The sequence below is a fragment of the Neobacillus camarae genome (genome assembly GCF_054950115.1).
Genome location: NZ_JBUCKX010000001.1, coordinates 632,913 through 654,966, shown reverse-complemented (window position 1 = coordinate 654,966; position 22,054 = coordinate 632,913). Strand labels below are relative to the sequence as shown.

The following is a 22,054-nucleotide window of genomic DNA, read 5'->3' as shown; positions in this document are numbered from 1 at the left end:
ACCTTTTTATCATTATACAGTTAGTTTTCGAAAAATTCAAACATTTTATTTGAAAAAATATAAATTTTTTTGCCGCTTTTAAATACCAAAAGGGTTGTAAAGCAAAATCCTTAGGGAACATTAATGACATCTGTATATCACATAACAAATCAGGAGGAAGGATTGATGGAAAACAATTTACTATCCGGGCATAAGTCAGTCAATAACATAGAAGTTTATTATGAATTTTACCCAAACCCGTCCACTGATCAAACCTTCATTTTATTGCATGGTTTTCTTTCTTCCACGTTTACGTACCGCCACTTAATATCATTATTAAAGAGGGATTATCAGGTGTTATCAGTTGACCTTCCCCCATTTGGCAAAAGTGCGAAATGCAACCGGTATGTTTATTCATACAGAAATTTGGCAGAAACCGTCATTCAGCTAATCGAATCATTTGGATTGAAAAAAATGATTTTTATCGGCCATTCGATGGGGGGACAAATTGTCCTGAATATCCTGCATTTACGTCAGGAGTTGGCGGACAAAGCGATTTTGCTCTGCAGCTCGGCCTATTTAAAGCGGTCCAAATTGCCACTCATTCTTACGAGCTATCTGCCATTCTTTCATCGGTTTGTTAAGTACTGGTTTGCCAGGACCGGAGTAAAAAAGAATCTGCAATCTGCCCTGTATAACCATTCGCTCATCAATGAAGAAATGATAAACGGATACTTGCAACCATTTCTACAGGATGAAATTTTTATCGCTCTTACCAGAATGATTCGCGACCGTGAAGGGGATTTACCACCTGAAATCCTTAAGCAAATTCATACCCCTTGCTTGTTAATTTGGGGGGACCATGATAAATCAATGCCGCTGGAAGTGGGAGAAAAACTGAACCGTGATTTGGTCAATTCTGAACTGATTGTGATTAAAGAAACAGGGCATGCCTTGCCCGAAGAACGTCCATTTGAGGTATACGAGTTTATAAAAAGCTTTATCAGTTCTCCAAAACCTTTGTTAGCAGGAAAAGATTAATAAGATAGCAAAACGGAACGGTGACTCTGCTTTTAGCTTCAACCGTTCCGTTTTTGAACATACAAATCTCATTTAAACCAGCCTTTTTCTTTTGACTGGGTAATCGCCTCGATTCTGTTCTTTACTTCTAATTTGTCAAGGATAATGGAAATATAGTTCCGAACCGTGCCGGCTTTAATTTTTAATTGATCAGCAATTTCCTTGGTATTTTTGCCATCAGCGACAAGTTCCAGAACTTCCTTTTCCCTGTCGGTTAGCGGGTTTTCCTCTGCATATACATCATCCATTAATTCCGGCGCATAAATACGCCTTCCTGCCATGACACTTCTAATCGATGCAGCCAATTCTTCACTGGGACTGTCCTTTAACAAGTAACCACTTACTCCGGCCTTTACAGCCCGTTGAAAATAACCTGATCGCGCAAATGTTGTCAATATAATGACTTTACAGCCACATTCCTTCAGCTCTTCCGCAGCTTCAAGGCCGCTTTTTCCAGGCATCTCAATATCCATGATGCACACATCGGGCTGATATTTCTTAACTAAAGCGACAGCTTGCTCCCCGTTCTCCGCCTTTCCAACCACTTCCATATCGTCTTCTAAATTGAGCAATGACCCGAAAGCACCTAACAGCATTTTCTGATCTTCCGCAATAACGATTCTAATCATCCTATTTCCTCCTGATTATGCCGCGCTTTTAAAACATTGGGGACCTTTATGATTAAAGAAGTTCCTTTGGTTGTGATAATATCTAAGCTGCCATTAATAAATTCGAGCCGTTCCTTCATGCCAATCAGTCCATGCCCGTCCGTCTGCTGGTGGCCTGACCCTTTGAATCTGCCATTATCCCGGATTGACAATTCAATCCCCTGGTCGCTATGATCAATGGAGATTAAGCAGTTCTTTGCTCCGCTATGCTTAACTACATTGTTAACTGCCTCTTTTAAGCACATGCTCAGGATATTTTCGATAAATAAAGAAGCATTTGGTAAAGTAAAGTCTCCTTTTAGTTCCAAGTCAATCTGGGCCGCATGTAAAATTTCTTTGATTCGCTGAAGCTCTTCTTTAAGCCGGATTCCCCTCATCGATGAAACCATCTTTCTGACTTCACTTAATGCGGTCCGTGCCGTTTGTTGAACCTCTTTCAGTTCATTTCGTGCCTGTTCGGGATCTTTTGTGATTAATTTTCTGGCTAAATCTGATTTTAACCCAATCATCGACAGTTTTTGACCGAGTGTGTCATGAAGATCACGGGCAATCCGCTGCCGCTCTTCCAACTTCACCAATTCGGAAATACGCTTATTTGCATCCTCCAGCTTTTCCTCCAGCTGGTCTCTTTCCTTGCGATTATGGATGCTAAAAGGCAGTAAAATCGCACTGATCCAAACGATTATAACGAATGGCAATTGCTTTAAAAAAAGTTCCTCCTGCATCACGATGCTGTAATTAATTGAAACAGAGGTGCTGACCAAGTGAATGAAATATAAAGTAAGGAATGGAATCCTGTCTTTAATGTTACCTAAAAAATAAGCAAGAAAAAATACAAAATAAACATAATTGAACAAACTGGTGGCTGTAATCGAAATGGCAATCAAGATTAACGTCCATACATATACCAGCCATCCTTTTGATAGGAATGCAATCCGGTAAAGGATAAAGAATGATAAAGTCAATAAAATCCCGACCACAATGTGGGCGGTAGATGGTGCCTGGAAGATAAAGTAAAAAGGCAGAATACAAAGAATCGTCCAGATATATGGTGCTATTCCATTGCTTCTCTGAAATGTCATATATTTTTTAATCATGAACGGCTCCTTTTGGATAAACTATTCTACCCCATCTTAACTTAAATTGGACTCAATTTCCTTTAAACACTCTTTATTTTAGCTGAAAATTTAGCGTCTTTAAACCCAATAAAGCGTTTATTATGCTCGTCCCATAGATGGAATTTCAACGAGGACAGGCTTGTTGCCAATGTAATCGTTGGCACATTTTTCAAGACGGGGGTTTGATTATGAACCTGTTCCAGCTTATAATTGGGTACCCTTGGACTTAAATGATGAACATGATGGTACCCGATATTCCCTGTCATCCATTGCAGCCATTTTGGCAGTTGATAAAACGAGCTTCCTTCCACAGCAGCGCGTACATATTCCCACTGCGGGTCTCCCTCAAAATAAGAGTCTTCAAACGTATGCTGGATGTAAAACAACCAAATTCCAGCTGAACCGGCAATAAAAAAGATGGGTCCCTCAACTAAAAGGAATGACTCCCAACCTAACAACCAGCAGAGAGTTCCAGAAACGACCATTATACCAACATTTGTAAGATGCGTATTCAACCGCTCTTTCATGCGGGCACCCTTCCGGTTAAATCGGTTTTTTATAACAAACACATAGATTGGCCCTAGAACAAACATCACAAAAGGATTTCTATACAGACGGTACTGCAGTTTTATCCAAAAAGTGGCCGCATTATATTCCTCCACCGTCATCATCCAAATATCCCCGGTTCCCCTCTTATCCAAGTTACTGCTTGTAGCATGGTGAACTGAATGTTCATATTGCCACTGGCTGTATGGAAACAGCGTTAAGATACCTGTGAATGTCCCAAGAATTTTATTTGCCGTCCTATTTTTAAAAAAAGAGTGGTGACAACAGTCATGAAAAATAATAAATATCCGTACCAAAAAACCTGCCGCCGCAATGGCAAATATTAGCGTCAGAACATAGGAATACGACAGACTCCAATAGCTTAGAGCCCATAAAAGGAAAAAAGGCAGGAGGGTATTCATGATCTGCCAAACGCTCGCTTTTGAACTTGACTTTTCATATGGGGCGACCTGTTTTCGTAACGTTTTAACGGTTTCTTTGTCCATCTTTGATTCCCCTTCATTATTGGATACCAGAATTATAACGAAAAGGAATTGCCAGCGGCAGTCATACATGTCATGCAAAAAACATGATAGATGTCATGTCCAAAAGATTTTAACGCTTGTCTTTATATGTAATTTACATATATGATTAATAATTTGCCACCTTCTAAGATATAATGAATTAATCGTCATGTTTTTAATGTTTGCACTGGGGTAAAACTGGAAACATAGTTTAATAAAAACCAATGGGAGGAATTACGTTGAGTATAGTATCGAAAGACAATGTCGAGATACCTTATATCCGCCTTGGTACAGGAGAGCCTCTGGTGTTTATTCACGGTCTTGGAGAAGTAAAAGAAGGTTGGGTCAGACAATTTGAATTGGCTGATCAATATGATTTAATTATTCCGGATTTAAGGGGACATGGGGAATATAAGAATCCAGGCGATATTTCCATTAAAAACTTTGCCCATGACGTCATTCATTTACTGAATGACCTTGGGATTGAAAGCGCTCATATCTGCGGCTTATCCATGGGCGGCATGGTCGCACAGGAAATTTACCGTCAGGCGCCCGGTATGTGCCGGACATTAATGCTTGTCAGTACCTTCCATTATGCCCCCAAAAATTTAGGAGAATTATTTGTCAGGTATAGAAGGGCCCGTGCCCTAAACAAGTCCGCTGAGACAATACGAGAAACGGCTGCAAAAGTATGTCTGTATTCTTGGTCATCAGAAAATATTAATACCTTTTATCAATACTATCAGCCAAATAAGGATTATTATTTCCAGGCAATGGAAGCTTGCCTGAATGTGAACAACTTAGGCTTATTGCCCCAAATAAAGGTACCCACACTCATTATTGGCGGTCAGTATGATTCTGTCATTCCCGTGTGGGTACAATTCTTGATGCATAAACAAATCCGCCACTCGGAGTTCGTCATTTTCCGGAATACCGGCCATGTGGCCAAACTTGAAGCGGCAGATGCGTTTAACGATGTATTGCGAAGCTTTTTATTGAAGCATCGGACTGCCAGTTAAAAAAGAAAAGCGCAAGCGCCCTGGTCAGCGCACGACAAGCCTGGAGGGCTCCAACTGAGATAAAGAAAACACGAAGAGCCAAGCAACTACCTGAATAGGCTTAAAGGGCTTTGCGACGAGCTGAACAGCCACTTCCTCGAATATGCTTTGGCGCAGGAGCAGGAGGCGCATTCGAGCTTGACTTATCACAAGCGCGGAGACCGAAGGCGTCTCGGCGCTAGGGCGCTGTAGCTAGACAACTTGAAAGGGATAGGTCCTTCCTCTCCCTTTCCCCGATTAAATATATATTACATGGTACAATCTTTTATGACACAAACTCAATTTAGGGCATTGGAGCGGCTGGCTGCCCATTGGTCAACTATTTTTGCAAATAATCCCGACAAGGCCAAACCGACATGTCCCGTTTCAACAACGATATAAGTTTTATCGCTACTAGAAACCAAGTCCATGATTGGCTTGCTCTGCTCCTCCAAAATCAAATTGTCCCTTGAGCCCGAAACAACAAATAAATTGGCCTTGATGTTCTTAAGATCCACCTTCTTATTTCCAATCACAAGTTCCCCTTTGACCAGTTTGTTCTCTTTAAACAAATCGGTCGCCAGTTGACGATAAGCTTCCCCGGCAAACGGAACCTGATCTAACGTCCATTTATTCATCCGACGCCATTTGTCCACATAACGGTGGTCGTGGGCACGATGCAATAACATGGTATAGTTGGTAAAATAAATCGGGGCTCCAATGGCCCTAAACATTCCTTCCACCAATTTAGGGGGAATATTTCCATATACGTCAATAAAATGGTCAATGTTAAAATCACCATTGCGCAATCCTTCGGCCCATTTGTCTGGACCCATGAATGCCGTAAAATCGATTGGAACAGTGGCAACGATTAAATTTTTAATCGGCTCATCGGCAACTGATGCATAAATGGACGCGATAGTCCCGCCCAAGCAATAGCCAACCAATGTAATTTCCTCCGCACCCGAATGGCGAATCGCGCGTTTCACGGCTGTTCTTAAATATTTATCAATATAAGTGTCCAGACCGGTGTTTTTGTCCTCATAACCTGGTGAACCCCAATCCAATAAATAAACTTCATACCCCATTTTTGTCAAACCCTCAATCACGCTTGCCTTTGGGGCCACGTCCAAAATATAGGGTTTATTGAACAAGGAATAAACAAAAAATAACGGTATTTCATATTTGCGCTGTTCAGCGGGATAATGCCAAAGAACTGATTTGTTTTTTCTCCATACTTCCACTCGTGGCGTATGCCCCATCTTTGGTTCGGGCTCTGTGAATATTTTATAGACGTTTCTCCAACGATTTAACTCTTTTTCGTATTCCAAATTTGGTAATACGTTGTTCAATGATGTGCCTGCTGCCATTTCCTGCCCTCCCGTTTTTTACTTGGATGAACCTGCCCCTGTCAATTCAGGAGCTGGTGCATTTTTTTCCATAAGGCTTCTTAAATTGTCAAGTTCCTCTTTAAAGCTGCCTAATTTCATTAATTCAAATTTCATTTCTTGAAGCTCTTCGTGCAGATTTTTCGTATCTGAGATTTCCTTCTTTGTTTTTACCAGTTCTGTTTTAAGCTGTTTGGCGAGTTTAATAATTTCCTTGGAAACCTCTACTACACTTTCAATGTCTTTGGATTGGGCTTTGACAGAATCTTGCAAGTCCCAAACTTGTTCCTCCAATGCCTCAATCTTCTCTTCCGCTTGGATAGTTAAATTGGCCACATTGGTTACATCACTTTTGGTTGGCAAATTGAGCACACTAGCAAGTGCTTCTTGATTTTTTTTCATGGATTCCAAATAGCGGGAATGGATTTCTGTTCCTACACTAGTCATTTTCACAAATTCATTGTTGTTGGTCCAAAGAAAGATAAAATCATTAATTTGCTTTTCCCACAATAAACTTAACTTATGGAATGCTTCATATGGGTCGTAGGTTTTATTATTATCCGGCATTTGCATTTCACCTCATTATGATTTTGCTGGCTCAGTTGGGTTCTTCATATATTTTTGGAATGGAAAGATCGCCGCTTTTACTTGCTTTGATACTAAATCGACGAATAGTTTTTGATTTTCATATAGGATATTCGTTGTCTTCTTCACACTGTCGATAAATTTTTCACGGGCGTTTTTCCTGAGCCTCAAATATTTCTCCACAGTTTGCAAATACGTGTCCAAGGCTTCCCCGCAATTCAAAGATTTAACAGGAGCCAACAGGATAGAAGCAGTTTTCTCTTGAATTTCATCTGCAGCCTTATTGATCTGTTCATACGATTTTACCGGGAAAAAATGTTGTAAAGTAGTCGTAGTGACAAGCAATTCCTCACGGGCATTTTTTTCCCATTCCTTCAATTCTTTGCTGAATTGTTCAGTGAGAGTTTTGACATTTCCCTGGTTACGTTTGGCCCTGTCCACAAAACTTTTTACCGCGTTTAAAAACAGTTCATCCCGCTTATTAAAACGGTCAGCCCAAGCATCCAATTCATCAAAACCCATTCTCCAGATTAGGTCAAGACTGGAAAGGCTATTCTCTTCAGCAGCCAATTCCTCTATTTCTTTTTCATTTTTTTCAGTCATGGTTCATTCTCCTTTATCTTCGATTTGAAATAACCGTTTTAAGTCGTTAAGCTCTGCTTGCAACGAGTGGATGTTATTTTTCTTTAACTCCTGCACTTCCTCTTTTAAAACAGATCTTAACTCCTGCCAGGATTGCCTGACCATTTTTAGCTGGCTTACAGCCCGGTGATGCTCTAGGTTGGTCCAATAAACCACTTCATCCAATGTATCCGTCTGTTCGACCACACGTACCATCCGGTGGGAAATTTCGGCCAATTCATCCTTGTTTGGCAGGTCCATTTGATTTAACCATTTAGTGGTCATTCTTTTGTAAACTTCTAATTGAATCAAATGCTGCTCCATGGCCTTTCCGAATGCGGCTGTAAAGGTACGGCAATTCGTGAGCTCATGGATTTTTTTATTAATTTCAGCCTCTAATTCCTTATAACTGGCATGGTAATCTTGATGCATGGTTCGTGTCAGACCTTTCCAGTGTGCGGTTCGTTTGCAGTAGTAATCAATAAATCGTGTTCATCCAGTATGTGCTGCTTACAAATGCTTATTGAACTCCAGCAGTCGTTCCGCCGTCCACAACCAAAACATGACCGAATACATAATCAGAAGCCGCTGATGCCAAGAACAGCGCCGGTCCTTTCATGTCGCTGTCTGCGCCAAAACGGCCAGCAGGTGTCCGCTCAAGAATTTTTTGTCCTGAATAGCCCAATATTGCTTTCGTCATTTTGGTCGGGAAGAAACCGGGTGCAATCGCATTAACATGAACGTTGTAAGGCGCCAATTTGACGGCTAAATCTTTTGTGAAGCTGATAACCGCTCCCTTGCTGACTGAATAGCCAATAGCATCCATAACCTGCGGGTCCTGACCGCCTATACCGGCAATGGAGGCAATATTAATGATTTTTCCCGAACCTTGTTCCTTCATTATTCTTCCAACCATTTGGGAGAACAGGAATACCCCTTTCAGGTTAATGTCCATGACTTTATCCCATTTATCGGCAGGCATTTCCAGAGCCGGTGCTCCCCAGCTTGTTCCGCTATTATTCACTAAAATATCAATCCGGCCGAACTCCTTCATGGTGGCATCCACCACTTGGCGGATGTCATCCTGATTGGAAACATCACATTTTAGGGCCAAGGATTTTACGCCTTTTTGGTTTAGGCTTTCGCTTAGTTCTTGGCAAGCTTCCACATTTCTTGAACAAACCACCACATTAGCTCCCGCTTCCGCAAACACCTCCGCAATTTGCTGCCCCAGTCCGCGGCCTCCGCCTGTCACAATCGCCGTTTTTCCTTTTAAACTAAATAGGTCTCCACTGGTCACTTCAATCCCTCCAATCTATTAAACTTTTACTTTCTCTTGGTCTCTTAACACTCTTCTTAGCAGTTTGCCAACAGATGATTTTGGCAGTTCAGGAAGGATTTCTACGTCTTTCGGCGCTTTATAGGGTGCTAGATTGTTTCTGCCGAATTGTTTAAGATCATCCTCTGACACAGCAAAACCTGGTTTTACCTTGACATATGCCTTCACTGTCTCACCTCGGTAAGGGTCAGGTACCCCGACAACCAAGGCTTCTTCCACTGCTTCATGCTGATAAAGCACTTCCTCTATTTCGCTTGGATAGACATTGAAACCGCTAGCAATAATCATGTCCTTCTTGCGGTCCACAATATAAAAGTAGCCATCTTCATCCATTTTTGCGATATCGCCTGTAAACAGCCAACCCTCTTTTATGACCGCTGCCGTTTCCTCGGGGCGGTTCCAGTAACCTTTCATCACTTGGGGGCCTTTAACAATCAGTTCCCCAGCCTCGCCTACGGGAGCTTCCACGTAACCATCATTGGTCTCTTGAACAATTCTTACCTCAGTACTTTGGACTGGGATTCCGATACTACCATATTTTCTTGGCACAAATGGCGGGTTAAAGATAACGGTAGGGGATGCCTCGGAAAGACCGTAGCCATCTAAAAGCCTAGCACCCGTTCTTTTTTCAAATACTTTTGCGGCTTCCACTGGCAATGGTGCACCGCCACAGCTTATGTAATAAAATTGGTCAAATCCGCATTCTTCAATGCCAGGCATGCTATTTAAGGCAAAAAACATCGTTGGGACACCTGAGAATTGAAATGGCTTCTCCCGCTTGACAATCTCCATGATTTCCTTTGGATCAAAGCGCGGAAGAATTATCTGATTAGCCCCTTCACGAATTCCGCACAGAGCAGTGCTCGACAAACCGTAGACATGAAAAAATGGCAGGACGGTAATCATTTTAAAATCATCTGGCTTATTTTCGCACGCCTTATAAGCAAAATCACAAACTTGATTGAAGTTAGCCAACAAATTTTTATGGGTAAGCATGACCCCCTTTGAAAGTCCGGTTGTTCCGCCGGTATATTGGAGAATGGCCACATCCTCTTGCGAATCAATTTTTACATCCGGAACACTTTCACCGGTCTGGAGGAACTCGTCGAAATAAACATCCCCGTCATCAAGCTGCAGCCTGTCACTGCCTAAGTTGACCGCAATAATCTTTTTTAAAGAGGTATTGGCTTGAATCTTTTTTACCTTCGGGTAAAGTGCATCAAGAACTACCATGTATTCGGCCCCAGAGTCGTTTAGTACATGTTCAATTTCTCTTTCCACGTACATCGGATTTACCTGAACGGCAATCCCTCCCAAACGAAACACCGCAAATAGCGTGAAGATGTAATGCGGGGAATTGGGAAGCATGATCGCCATCCGATCTCCTTTAGCCAGGCCCGCTTTATGTAAAGCAGCAGCCAATCGATCAGTTAATAGCTTGGTTTCATTGTAACTCCAGACATTTCCATAGAATGTGAATGCAGGTTTTATGTTGTAACGTTCCACTGCTTCCCTAAGGAAATCATATAAGGAATCGTGCTCAATTAAAACGTTTTCATTAATCCTCGGGTCATACACTTTCAACCACGGCTTCTGTTGATAAACCATTTTTTACTGGAGCCTCCTTTGGAATTTGCTATTAACATTCCAGTTAACGGTGCGCCATTCTCAGAGGTTTCGACAAAAATAATTAGAATATTAATATAATTTTAATTATTGTGGTTTAAAGCCAATTTGTAAACCTAACGTTATCGACAAAATTCTTCATAAAATCTCTAGTTTCTGGAATGATTCAATAGTCCAAAGGAACCAACACTTCTATATAATGCCATTAGTAAATAGACTGAAATTAAAAGAAAAATGAAAATATCCTCGAAAATTGTCGGAATTTTTTTGGATGCTCGGATGATTCCAATCGAATTATTGCAAGCGCTTTCAATTTTTAAACACAAATTAATATTTTCCTATAAAAATGTCCAGTCAAAGCCGACCGGAGATTTTATCGGTACAACAAATGTTTCCGTGGCGGAATAATTTAAAATCTGCCCGACCTAATAATTGACAACAACAGCAAAAGGAACATCACAATAACAACGGCCAAGCCGATTTCCACAATTGGAAGATTGGAAAACAACGTAATTTTTTGACCCGATAATGTGGTTCCAGTGATAATCCCGACCATAAGAATGCAAAATGACAGCAAAACTATGCTAAATGAGATACGGTTACTGATCCGGTTTAATTTTTTTACAAACGAATCCAGTTCAGGGGTCGTAAGGTCAATTTTCATTTTTCCATTTTTCATGATAGTGGTGATGTCTTTTAATGTTTTAGGAAATTCGTTTAAAATCTCTCCATATTCATTTACCTGACTCCATACTTTTCCCGCGACATTTTTGGGACGTATCCGTTCCAAGATTAATTGTTTTCCAAAAGGTTCCGCTATTTTAATAATACTAAGTTCGGGGTCAAGATTCTCCACAACCCCTTCGATGGTCAACAGCGTTTTTCCCATTAATGTTAAGTCTGTCGGAAGCTTAATTTGATGCCGGATGGCAACTGAAAATAATTCATTGACGGCCCCGCCCACGCTCATATCACTAAATGCAACATTGCTGTATTTTTCTCTCAGGTGATCCACGTCTATTCGCAATTGATAAAGATTGACACTCTCCGGAACTAATCCCATTTTGGTAATCGCCCTGATAACTTCGTTTGTATTTTGGTTCATCATGGCAATCACAAAAGTTGCAACATAATCGCGCACTTCCGGACTGATGCGTCCGACAATCCCAAAGTCCATAAAGGCAATCTTTTCCTCCGGCAACGCAAGAATATTCCCTGGGTGCGGGTCGCCATGGAAAAAGCCCTCAATTAATATTTGCTGCAAGATAGAATTCACCACTGTTTCAGCAAGGTTTTTTGTAGTATAACCTGCTTCTTGAAGCGCTTTTTCTTGATTCAATTTAATACCCTCAATGAATTCCATTGTAAGAACTTTTGAAGTTGTATATTCCCAATAAACTTTTGGAATGATTACTTTCGGGTCGTTTTCAAACTGTCTGGCAATCCTTTCCGAATTGCGGGCTTCGTTTTCATATTCGAGTTCTTGCTTCAGCGACTGGGCCAACTGCTCAACTACATCGCGAACTTGATATTTTCTTGCCCATTCCAATCGGTTTTCGGCCAATCTGGCCAAATCTTGAAGAATTTCCAAGTCTGTTCCTATTACAGTATCCATATTCGGACGCTGTATTTTGACAGCCACCCGTTCACCCGTCATTAAAACGGCATCATGAACTTGTCCTATGGAGGCAGCGGCAATCGGGGTTTCATTGAAGGATGCAAAACAATTCTCTAGGGAATCGGCCAATTCCGACTCGATAATTTTTTTTACCTCTTCAAATGGAAAGGCAGAAACTTGATCTTGGAGTTTCACCAACTCCACAATAATTTCAGCCGGTATGATGTCGGGACGTGTACTGGCGACTTGGCCGATTTTGATAAAGGTTGGCCCCAATTCCTCTAAAAACAATCTGATCCGTTCACCGGTCGATTTGCTGTTTATCGTTTTGTTTCCCTCCAAAAATAACCTTTTAGGAACAGCCAGCAAGTCAAGCAGCCCCAATTCTTTCATCACATATCCGAATCCATGGCGGGTAAAGGCATAGACAATGTCCCTTGATCTTCCTAAATGTCGTATCCTTTTCTTAATCATAGTCATCTGCTCCGTCTTTTGGGGAATTTATTATAATGAACATCTCACGGATTTTCCAAGAATTCAAGTATATTAACCAGTGTTCCCAAAAAGTTCAATTCTTGGACTACTGAAAAAGGGACGATCCGTTTTCTTGGACCATCCTCTTCTCTGATAATGGATTAAGTTCGGCAAGTTTTCCGTTGTGCTATTCATACCGTAGTGATTCAATTGGATCCAATTTCGAGGCTTTATTGGCAGGCAGGATGCCAAATATAATCCCAATCACCATGGAGAATAGCACGCCGCCCAACACCACCTGCCAGGGAACCAATGATGGCCAACCGGCAAACAGACTGACAATTTTGGCCGTCCCCCACCCAAACACTATGCCCAGAATCCCACCAATTAAAGTCAGCGTCATCGATTCAATTAGAAACTGGGTCAGAACTTGCCCCCTTGTGGCTCCAAGTGCCATTCGAATACCGATTTCCTTCGTCCTTTCCGTGACAGACACAAGCATAATATTCATGACACCAATCCCGCCTACGACCAAAGAAATCCCAGCGATGCTTCCAATAATCAATGTCATAATTCGAGTAACCTGGCCGATTCCTTGAGAGATTTCCTCCATGTTGATTACCTGATAGGACTTTTCCGTATTATGCAGTTTATTCAGCAGGATGGACGCCTTTTTCCCGGCTGTCTGCAGCTTTTCAGCCGAAACCGCCTGGATGGTCAGCTGAGTATAATCACTGCTGCCATAAATAATTTTCCATGTTTGAAATGGCAGATAGACTTCCATTGTGCCAAAGGAAAGAATTCCTGTTGGTTTTTCAAGAACTCCAATAATTTCGACAGGCTGATTGGCGATGGATAAAATACTTCCGACTGGATTTTTCCCTTTAAACAATTCTTCCTTAAGTTTATTACTGATGATAACTGCCCGTCGTCCGCTTAGAAAATCGGCGGATGTGAAGTTTCTTCCGGTTCCTATTATTAAATCATTTAACCGTAAATAGGCTTGATTAATCCCCGTCACGGAGATATCCTTCGTAATCTTTTGGTATCTGGCACTAGACATGGTCGTACTTGACGCCACGACCTGTTTGACCTCAGGCAATTGTTCCAGTGCACGAATATCTTCCTGTTTAAACGGAGCTTGCAGCAAGATATTAGGATTGGCCCTTATTTCCTCGTCAGAAGGCTGGTAAAAAACCTGGATTGAATTTCCCGATCCGGTAAATTGTGATTTCAGCATGGCTTCTCCGCCCTGCCCAATGGCAACTACAATAATGACTGCACCAACCCCGATGATAATGCCAAGCATGGTTAATATACTGCGCATTTTGTGCATTTTTAAGGAATTTAACGCCATCAGCAGATTTTCCATGAAGCTCATGATGTGGCCCCCTTATTGACCGTTGACGGAGGCTGGATGAATCCATCTCTCACCATAATGGTCCTGCTCGCATATCCGGCCACTTCCGGTTCGTGTGTAACAACGACAATTGTTGCACCCTCTTGGTTTAATTCGGAGAAAAGCTCCATAATTGCCATGCTGGTCCTTGTATCAAGGGCCCCGGTTGGTTCATCTGCTAATATCAGTTTCGGATTATTCACCATCGCTCTGGCAATGGCAACGCGCTGCTTCTGCCCTCCAGATAACGCATTGGGCAAGTGGTCAATCCGATCTGCAAGACCCATTTTTTCTAACGCACGCTCCGCCCTCTCATACCGTTCTGTTCTCGAGATTCCCGCATAAATCATCGGGAGTTCGACATTTTTTATGGCTGTCAGCCGGGGCAAAAGGTGGAATTGCTGAAAAACAAAGCCGATGGATTGGTTCCTGACATGGGCTAATTCTTTATCATCGTAATGGGATACGTCCTGTCCACCGAGAAAATATCTGCCAGTACTCGGTTTATCTAAACAGCCAATTATATTCATTAATGTCGATTTCCCCGAGCCTGAGGGCCCCATAATGGCTGCAAACTCACCTTCGCCAATCGATAGATTAATATCATTTAAGACATTTACCCGTTCTTTTCCGAGTAAAAAGGACTTGGTAATGGACTCAAGTTGAATCATTTTATTGTCACATCCATCCCATCCTTCAACTGATTAGGGCCGTTGACGATGGTGAGATCATCCATGGATACTCCTTCGGTTATTTCTATCTTTTTCCCAGATGAAATGCCAATTTTGATATTTTGCTTGCGCGCCTTCCCATCTTTCACAAGATAAATATAGGGTTGGTCCCCGTCGTCATGTACCGCATCGATTGGCAAGACCTTGGCTTTCTTTTTATCGGTTTCTATTTCCATTACGACTTGGAATCCCGGTTTTAACATTTGGGCATTATCGGATATTTTTACTGTAACGGGGTATTGAACTGCCTGGCTTCCCGTTTGACCAGCACCAACCGCTTGGCTTTGCTGTGGAAGTATGCTGATGGCCGTAATTTCACCGTGCCACTCTTTTCCTGCCACAGCATCGGACTTAAGGGTTACTTTCTGGCCGACATTGACCTTTAACGTATCATATTCTGACAAAAATCCGGCAGCTACCATACTATCCATTTTGCCGATTTGAATTAGCGGCTCAGTTCCCCCCGCAATAGTTGAAACTGTTGTTTTTTTGGCGGTTAAAACAATGCCGTCCATCGTACTCTTGACTTCTAATTCACTTTGCTTCTTTGCCAGCAGGTCTTTTTGCAGATTGGCCTGTTTTAGGTCCAGATTGGCTAATTTTTTCTCCATATCCAGGTTTTCCAGCTGGGAATCCACCTGGTTCTTGGCTTCCTCCTCACCAATCTGGCCTGTTAATGTACCTTTTTTTTCCTTTAACTGTTTCATTTGTTTATCAAGGTTGGCGGCTTTTAAATTTGCCGATTCAATGGCTATTTTGTTTTGCTCAATTTCCAATTCCAATTGTGGATTATCGAGTTTTGCCAATACGGTGCCAGCTTTCACTTCTTGGCCTTCCGAAACAAGCAGTTCCTTCACTTCTCCCTTATCCGGCGACGCGTAAACTTCCTGCTCCTCCTGCAGCTTTACTGTTCCAGGCACTAAAAGCAGCGACGAAATTTCCTCCTCTTTTAGCATGGCTGTACTCACAGATGGCCCTTTTGCAAAAACCTGACGATAAACACTTACCGAAATCATGACTAGCACTAAGCTGATGATTCCTATTGCAATCCATATTTTCTTTTTCATAGGTTACAGACAAGAGAAGTGGATGTTTTATATCGCAAACCTCTTGTCCTTTTCTCCTTTCCCTTCGCTGGTCTAAAGTGAATGAAAAACACTATAGAGCTGGGGCCTCGGAAAGTAAACCTCCCACGAAGCCTAAACCAAAACTGAATAAGAAGAAAATAATCGCAACGGTCCAAGCAAGCCCCTTGGAAAATCCTGCTGTTTTGTTTAATCCGATCGCTGTTAAAATGGTTGACCAACTTCCAAATACTTCGATGGACCCCCAACCGCCCGGCTTATCCAGATTGAGCAATCCAGCCAGACTGGTAACATATGTTTCTGGATTCCCGCCGATTGTTAAACGAATGGCCATATTTAAAATGATTCCAACGGCTCCGACCACCATAATAAATGTATTCATGGAAAGCAGTTGTTTAAATGAAACTGTTGAACTGGCAATCTTGGCAAAAATCAAATGAATGGCACTTGAAACGAGTACACCAATAATCGGCGTGATAATTCCAGTTATGGCAACGGTCACTTTAGTAATGCCTAAAACCAATTCAGCTTGATCTTCCGGTACACCCTGATCAATTAAAGTCGATGCATCCATTGACGATACCATTAAAAATAACCCTATCGCATAAAAAATACTGATTATGACCATCGGAATCCAAAACTTTGGATTCTCCTTTATTTTGATAAATTGTTCGCTTGGACTGGTAAACATGCCAATTAAACTTGGAATCTCTTTCTTTGTCTTCACTTCTGTTTGCATCTCCATTCAAATCCCCCCACATTTGGTTTATATGTATATCGTGCAATAAATTATACGACAAACAAAAGGAAAAAGATTCAAATTTTTACAAAGTATGTGACAATACTGCAAATTCAGCGAAACAAAAAAAGTGCAGTTGCCTGCACTTTTTTGTTTCTATTATTCTGAGATTTTTTTAGCAAAACGAAGATCGGGTTCCGATAATTCCGCAAAACGGATTCCTTCAAACTTTTTGCTGACCAATGCATTTTGAGCCGAATAATAAATCGGCAAAATTGGAAGTTCATCCATCAAGATGTCTTCGGCTTGGTGAAGAAGCTTATATCGTTTGGCTTCATCTTGCTCAACGGTAGCCTGTTGAATTAAAGCATCATACTCTGGATTGCTCCAATTTGAGAAATTGTTGGAATCGGTGGAAGTATAATGATGAAGCACGCCAATCGGGTCTAAAAAGTCCCCGACCCAGCCCATCCGTGCTGCTTGGAAGTTCTTTTGCTTAAATGTATCGATAAAGGTCTTCCATTCCTGATTCTCCAGTTTCACTTCGACACCGAGGTTTTGTTTTAACATTTCCTGGAGGGCTTCGACAATTTTCTTGTGATTGTCGGCTGTATTGTATTTAAAGGTAACTGGAGGCAATTCGGTCAAGCCTTCTTCTTCGAGCCCCTCTTTTAATAATTGCTTGGCCTTTTTCGGGTTAAACTGATAATATTTCTCAGCTTCATCACGGAAATCCTTGCCTGAAGCCGTTTTGACACCGTTTGGCACATAACCGAATGCCGGTACTTCGCCTGCTTTTGACACGCTCTCAGTAATGGCTTTACGGTCAATCGCATAGGAGAAGGCTTGCCTGATTTTCTTATTATTAAACGGCTTTTCATTGACATTAAAGGTATACGTATAAACGCTGAATTGCGGATGTGAAACGAATTCCGGCGTGCTCTTTTCCTGCTCAATCGAGTCGATAGGCAACTGTTTGATTAGGTCCAGTTCACCTGTTTTAAACATTTGATAGTAGGTAGTCGCATCTGCTACCATCTTAAAGTGAATGTCATCCATGGTAATTTCTTTGGCATTCCAATAGGTTTGACTCTTAGTAAGCGAAAGCTCTGCATCATGCTTCCATTCTTTGACAGTATAAGCGCCATTCGTGACAATTCCCGCTGCTTCGGCTGCCCAGTTTTTGTCGGCCTCCACCACTTTGGGATTAACCGGCAAATAAGCTTCACTCATCATAATTTTAGGGAAAAATTTTAACGGGTTGCTTAACTCCACTACTAGGGTTTTATCATCTGTAGCTTTAATACCGACATCTTCCACACTGCCTTTTCCAGTATTATAAGCTTCCGCTCCTTTAATATAATACATGGAAGAAGCGTCATAGGCTCCGGTAGTTGGATTCAACACCCGTTTCCATGAATATTCAAAATCTTTTGCGGTCACCGGGTCTCCATTGGACCATTTTGCCCCGTCACGGATGGTAAACGTATAGGTATTTCCATCTTCGGAAGTTTGAATTTTGCTAGCAGCACCTTCCACGATATTACCTTTCTTATCATAGGTGTACAGACCTTCATATAAATGGTCAATGACCCAGAAAGACGTGGTGTCGGATGCAAACGCAGGATCCACGGTATATGGTTCACCTGCAAGGTTTGTCGTGATCTCTTGCTTAATGTTTTTAGCTGCTTTGCCTGATGCCTGTTTGGCCTCTTGTTTCCCGCAGCCTGCAAGTCCGGATACAATCATTAAAATGGCTGCAGCCAATACAATCAAAGCTTTTTTCATGTTGTTACCCCCAGGAAGTAATATTTGTATTAATATTAGAGTCTGAAGAATCAAAATACTATTTATTGAATAATATTTTGATTCTCAGACCTACTAACAAATTAAAAAAATCCTCTCCTTGATAGGAAGAGGATTATCGCACACTAAATAGGTACTTCTCTTCTTATCTATCAGGCGAAACCTGATGGAATTGGCACAGTGTTCAAAAGAACCCGCTGCCGAGACTTCATAGGGCCATTTCCCTCCGTCTCTCTCGATAAGAGATTACAATATGCATTTGTTACAAAAGTAAGAATAATACTTTTCTTAATTACCGTCAATATATTTTTCTAAAAAAATATTCTTGTCCGTAAATTCGCAACATTTCAGTCTTTTGTCCGCAAAAAAAGCAGAAGCAATTCTGCTCCCGCCTTATCAATTTACGGCACCATATTTCCTGCTGCTTTATAAATTTGATACCATTCCTGTCTGGTCAATTTAATTTCTGACCCCTGGCAGGAATCTTTTAATCGCTGCTGTTTCGTTGTGCCAAGGACCACCTGCATGTTGGCCGGATGGCGTGTAATCCATGCGACCGCAATGGCAGTACTGGTGACTCCGTATTTCTCAGCAATCTTGTCTATTGTTTGATTCAATTCCGGAAACTTTTCGAAATCCCCAAGGAATACTCCCTCAAAAAATCCATGCTGGAATGGTGACCAGGATTGGATAGTGATATCATGCAAACGGCAATACTCCAAGATACTGCTGTCGCGGTTAATCGATTGGTCCACCTTCATGTTTAAGGTAATGCCAGAATCAATCATAGGAGTATGGGCGATTCCAAATTGCAGTTGGTTAATCACGAGCTTATAAGGTAAAGCCTTTTGCAGCAGCTCAATTTGAGCGGGATTAAAGTTGGAAACCCCAAAATACTTCACTTTACCGCTTGTATGAAGTTTCTCAAATGCGGCAGCCACTTCTTCTGGTTCCATTAACGGATCGGGGCGGTGCAACAAAAGGATATCAAGATAATCTGTTTTCAGCCGTTTTAAGATTCCGTTAACAGAATTGATAATATGTTCCTCGGAGAAATCAAAGCATCCCAAATCTGGACGAATGCCACATTTACTCTGAAGTATCATTTCATCACGGATTTCAGGATTCATTTGGATGGCTTCAGAAAACAATTCCTCGCATTGGCCCCTTCCATAAATATCGGCATGGTCAAAGAAATTAATTCCTTCATCCATTGCGGTGCGAATCAACTTTTCTGCATCACCTGCGGACAGTTGGTTAATTCGCATATTTCCCATAATAATGTTTGAAGCATTTAACTCGGTGTTGGCAATCTTTATGTATTTCAAGAATATCCTTCCTTTCGAAGAGTTTCTTCCTTAGCTTATCATAATATGATGTCCTGTTTCTGAAAAAATTTTATCACTCACTATTTCCTTACTCAAAAGATAGGGAGCGGCGTGGCTATGCAGAGTTCCAGCCTTATGTTAAGCGGGCTTCTCGGCTGGCCTTGCATACTAATCTCATTAATCCTTTGTGCAAGGCTGGAAACACCGTGAAAAGAACATCCTTTGTTCTACGCATTGAAATTGGAGCTATAAGAAGTTTATTTTCATGTACAGCATCAAGGGTTATTTTTGCTAGTTGTTGGGGCGTCATTATCTTTTACTTTTTCAATAGTCTATTCAAGATAGAACGAACGATTTTAATGGATCCCGCTTTGTAAAAAATAGGAGTTTCCTGCTTATCAACTGCACCTATTTTAATAAATTTATACGGTCGTCCTTTACGGGCTTTTCCTGATTTCATACACTATAACGAATGCCATAATAAGGAATGCAGAAAAATTAGCTGCTAATTTTTATCGTTTGCCAATTATTCTACTCAAACCACAGTTCTGCATCTATAAATAATAAACAAGAAGGTGATTTTTTTGGAAGAGAATTATAAATTTCATGAAGAAAGTAGTGATTATGAATATACAGAGTGTTGTGAAACTGATAATATGGTAGACCCATCAATACCTGCTACAATCCCGAAATTTGTTGATGAACTGCCAATTCCAAAGGTTCTAAAACCAGTATCGCGAGGGAATGATTATGATTATTATGAGGTTGAAATGAAATGTACGAAGCATAAATTTCATAAGGACTTCGGAGAAGCCCTAATCTATGGTTATAACGGTAAGTATCCTGGTCCTACTTTTGAAACAATGAAAGGACATGCCGTTAGAGTAAAATGGATTAATAATCTTCCCTTAAAACACTTTTTACCAGTGGATAAAACCTTAGATAGTGCGATTGATGACCCCGAGGTTCGTACAGTCGTGCATCTCCATGGCGCCAATGCAGCCCCTGACAGCGACGGCCACCCTGAGGCCTGGTTTACGCGCCATTTCGAATATAGGGGTCCAAAATATAACAGACAAGTCTATGAATATCCCAATCAACAACAAGCAGCCACACTTTGGTATCATGACCATGCAATGGGAGTGACAAGACTGAATCTTTATGCTGGTCTTGCAGGTTTCTATCTTATTCACGATTTTAATGAGCAGAGCCATGACCTTCCTAAGGGGAAATATGATATTCCGCTCATGATACAAGATAAATCCTTTAACCCCGATGGCTCGCTTTTTTATCCAGAAAATTTAACCCCTAGAAATCCGCTTGTCCATCCTTCTGTCGTCCGAGCTTTTATTGGGAATACCATGGTGGTCAACGGAAAGGTATGGCCCTATCTTAATGTTGAGCCAAGAAAGTATCGCTTTAGGATGGTAAATGCTTCAAATTCGAACGGTTTTACTTTTAAACTTTCAAATGGACAATCTTTCTGGCAGTTAGGCACTGATGGCGGGTTGATCAGTGTATCTAAGCCGATACAGAAATTTCCTCTCGATCCTGCTGAACGAATAGATGTCATCATTGATTTTACTGGTCTAGAAGGACAGACTATCACTCTTCAAACAGAAGAATTAGATCTTCAGGGGAATCCAGAAATCCATAAAAGAGAGGTTATGCAATTTAGAGTAGGCCGGAAAGGCGGGGATCATATTACGTTGCCCCAAAACCTTCGCCCCTTTGACAAATTAGAAGAAGGAAAGGCAATAAAAACAAGAAGATTTGTTATGAGTCAGGAAACGGATGACTATGGAAGGATTAAGTTAACATTAAATAACCTTGAGTTTAGTGATCCTGCAACAGAATTTCCTGAGTACGATACGATAGAAATTTGGGAATTTGCAAATCCTGTTTTTAATCCTAATAGTCCCATCGGCATTCCCCCAAACATTTCTCACCCTATTCATCTTCATCTTGCACAATTCCAGGTACTCAGCCGACAGCAATTTAATGTCAACACCTTTAATGCAAATCAATGGATTAACAACGGTACAGGCATAGATTTTGGACCTAATCCAGTCCTCGAACCAGACCCGAGTGAAATAGGCTGGAAAGACACTGTTAGAGTTGAAGCTGGTCAGGTTACGAGAATCATTGTCCACTTTAAAAATTTCACAGGAGAGTATGTATGGCACTGCCACATACTTGAACACGAAGATTACGAGATGATGAGACCTTTGATAGTTATTAAAAAGTATTTAGATTAGGTATTACAAGAGAAGGCGTTTACTCTTTTCCTATAAAAAATACAAATATCCAGGTCCCGATAATTCCTCCAATAATTAGATTTCTTCCTTTATCGCTAACAGCTA

The 22,054-nt window shown here is 41.3% G+C and carries 19 protein-coding genes and 1 riboswitch; of the genes, 3 read left to right on the top strand and 16 right to left on the bottom strand.

All coding sequences use genetic code 11. From position 1 onward, the window contains the following. Positions 1-165: 165 nt before the first annotated feature. Positions 166-1,020: an alpha/beta fold hydrolase gene (locus tag ACY8D0_RS03170; RefSeq protein ID WP_462409036.1), complete on the top strand. Its 855-nt coding sequence runs from the start codon at positions 166-168 to the stop codon at positions 1,018-1,020. A 68-nt stretch (positions 1,021-1,088) separates the two neighbouring features. Here ACY8D0_RS03170 and ACY8D0_RS03165 read toward each other — a convergent pair whose 3' ends face one another. The 3 genes from ACY8D0_RS03165 to desA all read right to left on the bottom strand — a co-directional run bounded on the left by ACY8D0_RS03165 (position 1,089) and on the right by desA (position 3,897). Then, positions 1,089-1,688, bottom strand: a complete 600-nt coding sequence (locus ACY8D0_RS03165; RefSeq protein ID WP_462409035.1) for a response regulator — start codon at positions 1,686-1,688, stop codon at positions 1,089-1,091. Beyond that, a complete protein-coding gene (locus tag ACY8D0_RS03160) occupies positions 1,685-2,824 on the bottom strand; it encodes a sensor histidine kinase (protein ID WP_462409034.1) in 1,140 nt (379 codons plus the stop codon). The genes ACY8D0_RS03165 and ACY8D0_RS03160 overlap by 4 nt, the downstream gene beginning before the upstream one ends. A 62-nt stretch (positions 2,825-2,886) precedes the next feature. Beyond that, positions 2,887-3,897, bottom strand: coding sequence for a Delta(5) desaturase DesA (desA, locus tag ACY8D0_RS03155; protein WP_462409033.1), 1,011 nt, complete (start codon positions 3,895-3,897; stop codon positions 2,887-2,889). A gap of 257 nt (positions 3,898-4,154) precedes the next feature. Between desA and ACY8D0_RS03150 the strand changes: the two genes are divergently transcribed. Then, positions 4,155-4,934, top strand: a complete 780-nt coding sequence (locus ACY8D0_RS03150; RefSeq protein WP_462409032.1) for an alpha/beta fold hydrolase — start codon at positions 4,155-4,157, stop codon at positions 4,932-4,934. A gap of 317 nt (positions 4,935-5,251) precedes the next feature. On the opposite strand, the gene ACY8D0_RS03145 is transcribed toward ACY8D0_RS03150, so the two are convergent. The 13 genes from ACY8D0_RS03145 to ACY8D0_RS03085 all read right to left on the bottom strand — a co-directional run bounded on the left by ACY8D0_RS03145 (position 5,252) and on the right by ACY8D0_RS03085 (position 19,691). Then, the gene (locus ACY8D0_RS03145) at positions 5,252-6,322 is read right to left on the bottom strand and encodes an alpha/beta fold hydrolase (protein ID WP_462409031.1); all 1,071 of its coding nucleotides are present in this window, start codon (positions 6,320-6,322) and stop codon (positions 5,252-5,254) included. An 18-nt stretch (positions 6,323-6,340) separates the two neighbouring features. Further along, complete coding sequence (locus tag ACY8D0_RS03140) at positions 6,341-6,907, bottom strand: polyhydroxyalkanoate biosynthesis repressor PhaR (RefSeq protein WP_462409030.1); 567 nt, start codon at positions 6,905-6,907, stop codon at positions 6,341-6,343. A 15-nt stretch (positions 6,908-6,922) separates the two neighbouring features. Further along, complete coding sequence (locus ACY8D0_RS03135; protein WP_462409029.1) at positions 6,923-7,528, bottom strand: hypothetical protein; 606 nt, start codon at positions 7,526-7,528, stop codon at positions 6,923-6,925. A 3-nt stretch (positions 7,529-7,531) separates the two neighbouring features. Continuing rightward, complete coding sequence (locus tag ACY8D0_RS03130; RefSeq protein WP_462409028.1) at positions 7,532-7,978, bottom strand: hypothetical protein; 447 nt, start codon at positions 7,976-7,978, stop codon at positions 7,532-7,534. An 88-nt stretch (positions 7,979-8,066) separates the two neighbouring features. After that, positions 8,067-8,846, bottom strand: a complete 780-nt coding sequence (locus ACY8D0_RS03125; protein WP_462409027.1) for an SDR family oxidoreductase — start codon at positions 8,844-8,846, stop codon at positions 8,067-8,069. A gap of 18 nt (positions 8,847-8,864) precedes the next feature. Further along, a complete protein-coding gene (locus ACY8D0_RS03120) occupies positions 8,865-10,493 on the bottom strand; it encodes a long-chain-fatty-acid--CoA ligase (protein ID WP_462409026.1) in 1,629 nt (542 codons plus the stop codon). 427 nt (positions 10,494-10,920) lie between these two features. After that, entirely contained in the window at positions 10,921-12,603 is a 1,683-nt protein-coding gene (locus tag ACY8D0_RS03115; RefSeq protein ID WP_462409025.1) for an ABC1 kinase family protein, read from the bottom strand. A 187-nt stretch (positions 12,604-12,790) separates the two neighbouring features. Further along, complete coding sequence (locus ACY8D0_RS03110) at positions 12,791-13,984, bottom strand: ABC transporter permease (RefSeq protein ID WP_462409024.1); 1,194 nt, start codon at positions 13,982-13,984, stop codon at positions 12,791-12,793. Further along, the gene (locus ACY8D0_RS03105) at positions 13,981-14,673 is read right to left on the bottom strand and encodes an ABC transporter ATP-binding protein (RefSeq protein WP_462409023.1); all 693 of its coding nucleotides are present in this window, start codon (positions 14,671-14,673) and stop codon (positions 13,981-13,983) included. The genes ACY8D0_RS03110 and ACY8D0_RS03105 overlap by 4 nt, the downstream gene beginning before the upstream one ends. Beyond that, positions 14,670-15,800 carry an efflux RND transporter periplasmic adaptor subunit gene (locus ACY8D0_RS03100; RefSeq protein WP_462409022.1) on the bottom strand — a complete coding sequence of 377 codons (1,131 nt, stop codon included), beginning with the start codon at positions 15,798-15,800 and terminating at the stop codon, positions 14,670-14,672. Before ACY8D0_RS03100 ends, ACY8D0_RS03105 begins: the two co-directional genes overlap by 4 nt. Before the next feature lie 91 nt (positions 15,801-15,891). Continuing rightward, on the bottom strand, positions 15,892-16,563 hold the full coding sequence (gene yknW, locus ACY8D0_RS03095; protein WP_462409021.1) for a YknW family membrane protein: 672 nt from the start codon (positions 16,561-16,563) through the stop codon (positions 15,892-15,894). 153 nt (positions 16,564-16,716) lie between these two features. Further along, complete coding sequence (locus ACY8D0_RS03090; RefSeq protein WP_462409020.1) at positions 16,717-18,345, bottom strand: peptide ABC transporter substrate-binding protein; 1,629 nt, start codon at positions 18,343-18,345, stop codon at positions 16,717-16,719. Positions 18,346-18,505: 160 nt separating this feature from the next. Beyond that, positions 18,506-18,608: riboswitch (SAM riboswitch) on the bottom strand. 156 nt (positions 18,609-18,764) lie between these two features. Next, entirely contained in the window at positions 18,765-19,691 is a 927-nt protein-coding gene (locus tag ACY8D0_RS03085; RefSeq protein WP_462409019.1) for an aldo/keto reductase, read from the bottom strand. Positions 19,692-20,275: 584 nt separating this feature from the next. Between ACY8D0_RS03085 and ACY8D0_RS03080 the strand changes: the two genes are divergently transcribed. Beyond that, on the top strand, positions 20,276-21,949 hold the full coding sequence (locus ACY8D0_RS03080) for a multicopper oxidase family protein (RefSeq protein ID WP_462409018.1): 1,674 nt from the start codon (positions 20,276-20,278) through the stop codon (positions 21,947-21,949). The last annotated feature ends 105 nt before the right edge of the window (positions 21,950-22,054 follow it).

Coding starts and splice junctions, on each gene's coding strand:
- ACY8D0_RS03105 (WP_462409023.1), bottom strand. CDS start 14,673: ATGATTCAACTTGAGTCCATTACCAAGTCCTTTTTACTCGGAAAAGAA.
- ACY8D0_RS03120 (WP_462409026.1), bottom strand. CDS start 10,493: ATGGTTTATCAACAGAAGCCGTGGTTGAAAGTGTATGACCCGAGGATT.
- ACY8D0_RS03090 (WP_462409020.1), bottom strand. CDS start 18,345: ATGAAAAAAGCTTTGATTGTATTGGCTGCAGCCATTTTAATGATTGTA.
- ACY8D0_RS03170 (WP_462409036.1), top strand. CDS start 166: ATGGAAAACAATTTACTATCCGGGCATAAGTCAGTCAATAACATAGAA.
- ACY8D0_RS03100 (WP_462409022.1), bottom strand. CDS start 15,800: ATGAAAAAGAAAATATGGATTGCAATAGGAATCATCAGCTTAGTGCTA.
- ACY8D0_RS03165 (WP_462409035.1), bottom strand. CDS start 1,688: ATGATTAGAATCGTTATTGCGGAAGATCAGAAAATGCTGTTAGGTGCT.
- ACY8D0_RS03115 (WP_462409025.1), bottom strand. CDS start 12,603: ATGATTAAGAAAAGGATACGACATTTAGGAAGATCAAGGGACATTGTC.
- ACY8D0_RS03160 (WP_462409034.1), bottom strand. CDS start 2,824: ATGATTAAAAAATATATGACATTTCAGAGAAGCAATGGAATAGCACCA.
- yknW (WP_462409021.1), bottom strand. CDS start 16,563: ATGGAGATGCAAACAGAAGTGAAGACAAAGAAAGAGATTCCAAGTTTA.
- ACY8D0_RS03110 (WP_462409024.1), bottom strand. CDS start 13,984: ATGAGCTTCATGGAAAATCTGCTGATGGCGTTAAATTCCTTAAAAATG.
- ACY8D0_RS03135 (WP_462409029.1), bottom strand. CDS start 7,528: ATGACTGAAAAAAATGAAAAAGAAATAGAGGAATTGGCTGCTGAAGAG.
- ACY8D0_RS03140 (WP_462409030.1), bottom strand. CDS start 6,907: ATGCCGGATAATAATAAAACCTACGACCCATATGAAGCATTCCATAAG.
- desA (WP_462409033.1), bottom strand. CDS start 3,897: ATGGACAAAGAAACCGTTAAAACGTTACGAAAACAGGTCGCCCCATAT.
- ACY8D0_RS03130 (WP_462409028.1), bottom strand. CDS start 7,978: ATGCATCAAGATTACCATGCCAGTTATAAGGAATTAGAGGCTGAAATT.
- ACY8D0_RS03145 (WP_462409031.1), bottom strand. CDS start 6,322: ATGGCAGCAGGCACATCATTGAACAACGTATTACCAAATTTGGAATAC.